The sequence below is a fragment of the Sphingomonas sp. OTU376 genome (assembly GCF_038440415.1).
GTDB lineage: Bacteria > Pseudomonadota > Alphaproteobacteria > Sphingomonadales > Sphingomonadaceae > Sphingomonas > Sphingomonas kyeonggiensis_A.
Map to the genome: position 1 here is coordinate 39910 of NZ_JASATQ010000043.1, position 6741 is coordinate 46650.

Annotated in this window: 7 protein-coding genes; 1 reads left to right on the top strand and 6 read right to left on the bottom strand. The window is 65.3% G+C overall.

The genetic code is table 11. From position 1 onward, the window contains the following. Positions 1-5: 5 nt before the first annotated feature. Both mtnP and AAHM44_RS16885 read right to left on the bottom strand, forming a co-directional pair. The gene (gene mtnP, locus AAHM44_RS16880) at positions 6-875 is read right to left on the bottom strand and encodes an S-methyl-5'-thioadenosine phosphorylase (RefSeq protein WP_269572848.1); all 870 of its coding nucleotides are present in this window, start codon (positions 873-875) and stop codon (positions 6-8) included. Positions 876-878: 3 nt separating this feature from the next. Beyond that, positions 879-2294 carry an amino acid permease gene (locus AAHM44_RS16885; protein WP_342250715.1) on the bottom strand — a complete coding sequence of 472 codons (1416 nt, stop codon included), beginning with the start codon at positions 2292-2294 and terminating at the stop codon, positions 879-881. 127 nt (positions 2295-2421) lie between these two features. Between AAHM44_RS16885 and AAHM44_RS16890 the strand changes: the two genes are divergently transcribed. Then, positions 2422-2910, top strand: coding sequence for a rhodanese-like domain-containing protein (locus tag AAHM44_RS16890; RefSeq protein ID WP_269572850.1), 489 nt, complete (start codon positions 2422-2424; stop codon positions 2908-2910). Here the strand turns inward: AAHM44_RS16890 and AAHM44_RS16895 are convergent. The 4 genes from AAHM44_RS16895 to AAHM44_RS16910 form a co-directional block, all read right to left on the bottom strand. Next, the gene (locus AAHM44_RS16895; RefSeq protein WP_269572851.1) at positions 2907-3731 is read right to left on the bottom strand and encodes a nuclear transport factor 2 family protein; all 825 of its coding nucleotides are present in this window, start codon (positions 3729-3731) and stop codon (positions 2907-2909) included. The two genes, AAHM44_RS16890 and AAHM44_RS16895, sit on opposite strands and share 4 nt — an antisense overlap. A 108-nt stretch (positions 3732-3839) precedes the next feature. Continuing rightward, entirely contained in the window at positions 3840-4610 is a 771-nt protein-coding gene (locus AAHM44_RS16900; protein ID WP_269572852.1) for a LytR/AlgR family response regulator transcription factor, read from the bottom strand. Further along, positions 4610-5713 (bottom strand): sensor histidine kinase, encoded by a 1104-nt coding sequence (locus tag AAHM44_RS16905; protein ID WP_269572853.1) that lies wholly within the window; start codon positions 5711-5713, stop codon positions 4610-4612. Before AAHM44_RS16905 ends, AAHM44_RS16900 begins: the two co-directional genes overlap by 1 nt. Before the next feature lie 83 nt (positions 5714-5796). Next, positions 5797-6612: a glutaminyl-peptide cyclotransferase gene (locus tag AAHM44_RS16910; protein WP_342250716.1), complete on the bottom strand. Its 816-nt coding sequence runs from the start codon at positions 6610-6612 to the stop codon at positions 5797-5799. Positions 6613-6741 lie beyond the last annotated feature (129 nt).

Below are 6741 nucleotides of genomic sequence, written 5' to 3' on the forward strand. Positions count from 1 at the left end.
TATCCTTAGTTGGAGAGGGCGCGGCCGGCGACGGCGTCGAGCTTGCGCAGCAGATGCGGATCGCGAGCATTGGCGGCGGTTATCAGCGCAAAGTCGAGGCAGGTGTCGATCGGCGAGGCCGGACGCTCCTCGGGCAGGTTCCGGAGCAGGTGCATCACCATCTTGCGTGCCTTGTCGGCATTGGTGCCGAGCTGGGCGATCACCGTGGCGACATCGACGGCTTCCTCGCCCTCGCGCCAGCAATCATAATCGGTGACCATGCCGACCAGCGCGTAGGGCAGTTCCGCCTCGCGGGCGAGCTTTGCCTCCGGCATGCCGGTCATGCCGATGATATCGCAACCCCAGCTGCGATAGAGGTTGCTCTCGGCGCGAGTGGAGAATTGCGGCCCCTCCATCGCCAGATAGGTACCGCCGACATGGGTGGTGGCACCCGCCGCCTTGGCCGCATCCGCCGCCAGTGCTGAGAGGCGCGGGCAGACCGGATCGGCCATCGAGACGTGCGCGACCATGCCTTCGCCGAAGAAGCTCGAGGGCCGGCCCTTGGTCCGGTCGATGAACTGATCGGCGATGGTGAAGGTGCCCGGCGCCCGCTCTTCCTGCAGCGAACCGACCGAAGAAACCGCAAGAACATCGGTCACGCCCAGGCGCTTCAACACATCGATATTGGCGCGGACGTTCAGGTCCGACGGCGAGATACGGTGCCCGCGGCCATGGCGCGGCAGGAAGACCACGCGGACATGGCCCACCCACCCGACGAAGCAGTCGTCAGAAGGCTTGCCCCAGGGGCTCTCGGTCGAGATCCACTCGCCATCCTCGATGCCCTCGACATCGTAGAGCCCCGATCCGCCGATGATCCCGATCGTCCAGCCTGCCATCACTCACCCCTTTGCTGCGTTGCGGCGTGCATAGGCGAAATAGACGACCAGACCCAAGAGGTTCCAGCAGCCGAACCAGATCTGCGTCTTGGTCGGCAGGCTGGCGAACAGATAGAGGCAGCCCAGGATCGCACCCAGGCCGACTACCCAGGGCAAGGGCGTGCGGAACGGGCGGACCATGTCGGGCGCTCGGCGGCGCATGACGAGCAAGCACAGGCCAACTGCGGCGAAGGCAGTGAGGGTGCCGGCATTGGCCAGCGCCGCGATCTCGTCGATCGGCAGGAAGGCAGCGAACACGCTCACCACACACGCCGTGAAGATGGTGATCCGCACCGGCGAGCCGCGTCGCGAGACCTTGGCTAGGCTCTTGGGCAGCATGCCGTCGCGCGCCATCACGAAGAAGATGCGGCTCTGGCCGAACAGGAAGCCCAGGATAACGGTGGGCAGCGCGACGATCGCGCTCAACGCCAGGAACTTGGCAACGCCCGGCTGGCCGATCTCGCGCAGGATCAGCGCCAGCGGCTCGGGGCTGTCGGCGAAACGGGTATAGGACAGCGCGCCAACTGCGGCGAGCGCGACCACCATGTAGATGATGACGCAGACCACCATCGAGCCGACGATGCCGATGGCAAGGTCGCGCCCGGGATTCTTGGCTTCTTCCGCCGCGGTGGAGATCGCATCGAAACCGTAGAATGCGAAGAAGATGATCGCAGCGGCGGCCATCATGCCGCGCTCTACCCCACCCTCGCTCGCATGCTTGGCGAATCCGAAGGGCGCGAAGGGATCGAAATTGGCCGCGTTGAAATAGGGCAGCGCCACCGCGACGAACACCGCGAGCGCGATCAGCTTCACCACCACCAAGAACGCATTGATCGTCGCACTCTCGCGCGTGCCGGCAATAAGCAGTCCGGAGACCAGCCAGACGACGAACAATGCCGGAACGTTCACGCCCCAATGCGCCACCTGCCAGCCCAGCATCTGCGGGCCATGGGTCAATTCGGCAGGCACGCCCAGCCCGGTGAGAAACGGCGTCGCATAGCCGGACCAGCCGACCGCGACGGTGGCGACCACCAAAGTATATTCGGCAAGCAGGCTCCATCCGACGACCCAGGCAACGATCTCGCCAAGCGAAGCATAGCTATAGGTATAGGCACTGCCCGAAGCCGGGATCATCGTTGCCAGCTCGGCATAGGCCAGCGCGGCACAGGCGCAGATCGCGCCCGCGACGACGAAGGAAAGAATGACTGCCGGCCCTGCACGATCCGCCCCAACGCCGATCAGGGTGAGAATGCCCGTGCCGACGATCGCGCCGACGCCAAGTGCGACGAGATGCGGCCAGGACAGGGTGCGTGCGAGGCGATGCTCGGGCGGCCGGTCCTCATCCGCGACGATCTGCTTCAACCGGAACAGGCTTGCCATCTCTTATCCCCTCTCACTTCGGGAGATGGTGTAGCGCCGCTTGGCGGGCACGCAACTTTGTTTCGTTCACCACTGGTGCAGCCTGGATGCGCAATCGTTACTCATCCAAATTGCGTGGAGAAAGCCGATGCTGCTGCTCACTGCCCTCGCGCTAGGCCTCGCCGCCCCCCAGGAAGCCGCCGCCAATCCCCAGATCGACTATGCCGGCTTCGCCACGCTAACGCGCGATGTCCGGGCACTGCGCGCAAAGCGGCTCCTTCCCTTCGCGCGCTTCCAGGCGATGGCGACGACCAAGGATGCGCTGGTGCTGGATGCGCGATCGAAGGACGCCTTTGCCCGCGGCCATATCGCCGGCGCGGTCAACCTACCGCTCACCGATTTCACCGCTGAAGCGCTAGCGGAAGTCATAGGGCATAACCGCGATCGCCCGATCCTGATCTACTGCAACAACAACTTCTCGAACCATCGCCCGCCTGTGCCTCTAAAATCGGCACCGCTGGCGCTGAACATCCAGACCTTCATCAATCTCGTCGGCTACGGATATTCGAATATCTGGGAGTTGCGCGACGTCGTCGATTTCGACGACCCCAAGGTCGGCTGGGTAAGCACCACCTAGCTTGCCGGCGGCGCCTTTCTCGGCAGCGGAGCGAGTTGATCGACGAGCAACCGCCACCCCGCAGCCTCGTGGAGCCACATCCGAACATAGTGCCCGATCAAGGCGCCGTCCGCCCCCGTGATCTCGCCATAGCTATAGGCGAGATCACCAGCAGCGGATTGGCCGCCACCGAGCCGCTTGCCGGTTGCCTTCATGCCTCGCCCCGCAAGCATCACGCCCGCATCGCCGATGGCGGGCGGACCTCCCGACCGAAGCACGCGCCCTTCGGCCGCGAGAAATCCGGCTAGCGACGACGCATCCGCATCGAGGCGTCGCTCAGCCGCTTCAAGATCGTGCTTGGCCCCGGCCTTGCCCGGATTGCCGATCCTGACAACCTGCGACGGCATCGACACCTCTCCCTTGGCGAAGGGAGCCACGCCCGAATCAATCACCCACCGCCAGGTTCCATCCACCTTCCGCCAGATGGTGAAATACTGGCCGTGCGCGACGCGGTCCCCCTGGCGCATGACATAGGGCCCGGTGGTAAAGCCAAGATCGCCGGACTTGGCGATGGCCCCCGCCTCCGGCTGCCATTCCAGTTTGGCCCCCGGTGGATCGGTCTGCGTCGCCAGTTCAGGCGGGGCAGGGCGCGGCGTTGGCGAAATCAGCACCGCGTCGGGTGCGACATGGGCCCGGAAGGCCGGCGTAACCCCAAGCGCCGAGGCATCCGCGGCAAAGCGGCGTTCGGCGGCGATCAACGTATCGAAATCGTCACTGGCGGGCTTCATCGCCATCGCCATCAGGGCAGCGGCGCCCAATGCAAATATCTTCAGCTTCAACATAGATGCTCCACGGCGACGCATCGCTCATCCAGCATCCGCTACACGCGCCGCGCACCCGCACATGCCCGGTGCGATCGGGACCGCCGCGCCTGCGACAAGTCCCCAGCCCTAGAGCTTGAGCGTGGCCTCGACGCTGGCCTGGTAGTTCGGTCCGACCTGCAACACCGCCCCGTCCGACAGGACAACGCGCAGCGCTCCCTTGCCCGGGCGCTCGACGCCCACCACCGCACCGATCCGCACGATATGCGACCGGTGGATGCGCAGCATGACCGCCGGGTCGAGCCGCTTCTCGATGTCGTTCATCCGCGCGCGCAGGATATGGCTCTTGAGTGAGGTGTTGAGCAGCACATAGTCGCGTGCCGCCTCGATCCAGTCGATCGTGGTCACCGGCACCAGCACCGCGCCCTGGCGACCCGGCACCCAGATGCCCTGGTCATAGGGAATTTCCTCCACGGGCGCGGGCCGCGCCTCGGCGCGCATCGCCTCAAGCTCGGCTACCCGCCCCTCCGCATCGCGCAGCGCGCGCCGGCGCCGGGCGCGTTCGACGCCAAGCCGCAGCCGATCGAATGCGACCGGCTTGAGCAGATAGTCCGCGGCCTCGACTTCAAAAGCGTCGGCGGCGAAGCGTTCGAACGCAGTGACGAAGATGATCTCGGGCCGATGCTCACCGGGGCGCAGCGCGCGGGCAATCTCCATGCCGCTGCGGCCGGGCATCTGGATGTCGAGGATGACCAGGTCCGGCTTCAACGCCCGGATCTGCTCGGCCGCCTCGATCCCATCGCTGGCGGTGCCGGCAACCTCGACGCCCTCGATCGCGCCGAAGCCAACCTTCAGCCGGTCCAGCGCCAGCGGCTCGTCGTCGACCAGAAGTACCCGCATCACTCCGCCGCCTCCGCGCGTTGCGCCCGGTGCAGCGGCAGCGTGATAAGCGCGACGAAGCCCCGCTCGCGCGCCGTGGCAACCAGCTCGCCACCAGGACCGTAAAATGCGTCAAGCCGGTGGCGGACATTGGCAAGGCCCAGACCGGTGCCGCCCTTGGGTGCCCCGCCAAATGCCTGGCCGCCGTCATCCTCGACGCAAAGCAGGAGCGCGTCCTCGCGCGTCGCCGTCGCGCGCACCACGATCCGCACAGTGCGCCGTGATGGCGCGACCGCATATTTCACTGCATTCTCGATCAACGGCTGCAGGATGAAGCTCGGCACCAATGCGTCGAGCAATTCGACCGGGCAGATGAACTCCGCCTCGAGCCGGTCGCGGAAACGCACCGCCTCGATATCCAGATAGGACTGGATGGTCGCGAATTCCTCGTCGAGCGTCACTTCGCGCTGCGGATCGGCCTCAAGGCTGGCGCGCAGGAAATCGGAGAGCTTGCCGATCATTCCCTCTGCCTCGTCATTGCGGCCGGTAACGATCAGCGAGGAAATGGCGTTCAGCGTATTGAACAGAAAATGGGGATTGAGCTGGAAGCGCAGCGCGGCAAGCTGCGCCTGTTGCGCGGCACTCTGCGCGGCAGCGAGCTGGCGCTCGCGCTCCTGCGCGACCATGCTGCTGAACACCAGCCCCAGCCCCGAAGCGTAGAGGCCATAGACCAGCACGAACGGCATCAGTCCGAAGACGAACTGCCGCCAGAGCGGTGCAGTCTTCATCCCGGCTTCCACCCGCGCTTCGTTGATGAAGATCGCGTCGAGCCAGCCATGGGCAAGCGCGAGCACCAGCGTGAACAGGGCCGCCGCGATGATCGGGGGGCGATGATCCCAGCGTTCGACCCGCATCAGCGCGGCTGCGATCAACGCGGAAAAGACGATGCCGACAACGAAGGTCTTGAGGAGCAGCACGGCCAGGCCGAACGACATGGGGTCGCCGGCGGCAAAGCCCGGCATTGACCAGAGCACCAACGCTCCGGTCCACAATGCCAGCGCAAGAAGCGTGGCGGCGCGCACGTCGCGCCTGCTCAGCAGACCCGTCATATCTTTCAGCCCCATCAGGGCCTCATATCATGAACCGCGCAACGCGGCGTCCGGTTTCGTCGCCACGAAGTCCGATCTGATCGCAAAGAACTGCGGGGTTAGCCGCCGCAGTTCGTCAGCTTCGCCGCATCGGCATTGTTGCTGACGGCCGCCCCCTGCTTCACTTCGAAGAGTTGCGGCCAATGCTTGCCGGTCACCATCACGCGCTTGCTGGCGGCATCATAGGCGATGCCGTTGGGCACGACGTCGGGGTCACTGGTCTTGGGACCGAGCGCGCTCACATCGAGGAAGCTCGTCACCTTGCCGCTGGCGGGATCGATCCGGGCGACCAGGTTGGTCTGCCAGATGTTCGCCCAGATCTCGCCGTCGATCCATTCGAGCTCGTTGAGCTGCTGGACAGGGCAGCCATTCGCCGTGACCTTGAGCGTCGAGACCGGTTGCATCGTCTTGGGATCGAGGAAGCGGAGCTCGTCGCTGCCGTTCGACATGATGATGTTCTTGCCGTTCTGGGTCATGCCCCAGCCCTCGCCCTGATAGGCAAAGGTGTCGCCAAGCGTCATGTCCTTGAGGCCGTAGGTGAAGCCGGTCTGATCCTTCCAGGTCAGCTGATAGAGCTTGTCGCCGAACGCGACGATGCCCTCGCCGAAATAGGGTGCCGGCAGATCGACCTGCTGGAGCACCTTTCCGGTCGCCGGGTCGACTTTGCGGATGAACGAGGTCCCCGCCTCTCCCGTGCTTTCATAGAGCGCGCCGTCCGTGAAGAAGAGCCCCTCGGTGAAGGCGGTCGGATCGTGCGGATGGGTCGCGACGACCATCGCCGTATAGACCGGCACGCCGCTGGTGCGCAGGAGGAAGAACCACACGCCGGCCGCGATCACGGCCAGGGCGATAACTGCGAGGATAATGCGCTTCATCGCGGCGGAGAAAGCCGCGTGCGGCCGCCGCTGTCAAACCCCTTCGCGGATCGTCCGCCGCAAAAGCGGCATCACAAGGCCCAAAACGCAAAAAACCGCCGCGGCGGTTGCCGGGCGGGGCGCTGTTGT

What these genes read in the sequence shown, in the direction of transcription:
- mtnP (WP_269572848.1), bottom strand. Translation starts at nt 875, where the DNA reads ATGGCAGGCTGGACGATCGGGATCATCGGCGGATCGGGGCTCTACGAT.
- AAHM44_RS16885 (WP_342250715.1), bottom strand. Translation starts at nt 2,294, where the DNA reads ATGGCAAGCCTGTTCCGGTTGAAGCAGATCGTCGCGGATGAGGACCGG.
- AAHM44_RS16890 (WP_269572850.1), top strand. Translation starts at nt 2,422, where the DNA reads ATGCTGCTGCTCACTGCCCTCGCGCTAGGCCTCGCCGCCCCCCAGGAA.
- AAHM44_RS16895 (WP_269572851.1), bottom strand. Translation starts at nt 3,731, where the DNA reads ATGTTGAAGCTGAAGATATTTGCATTGGGCGCCGCTGCCCTGATGGCG.
- AAHM44_RS16900 (WP_269572852.1), bottom strand. Translation starts at nt 4,610, where the DNA reads ATGCGGGTACTTCTGGTCGACGACGAGCCGCTGGCGCTGGACCGGCTG.
- AAHM44_RS16905 (WP_269572853.1), bottom strand. Translation starts at nt 5,713, where the DNA reads ATGGGGCTGAAAGATATGACGGGTCTGCTGAGCAGGCGCGACGTGCGC.
- AAHM44_RS16910 (WP_342250716.1), bottom strand. Translation starts at nt 6,612, where the DNA reads ATGAAGCGCATTATCCTCGCAGTTATCGCCCTGGCCGTGATCGCGGCC.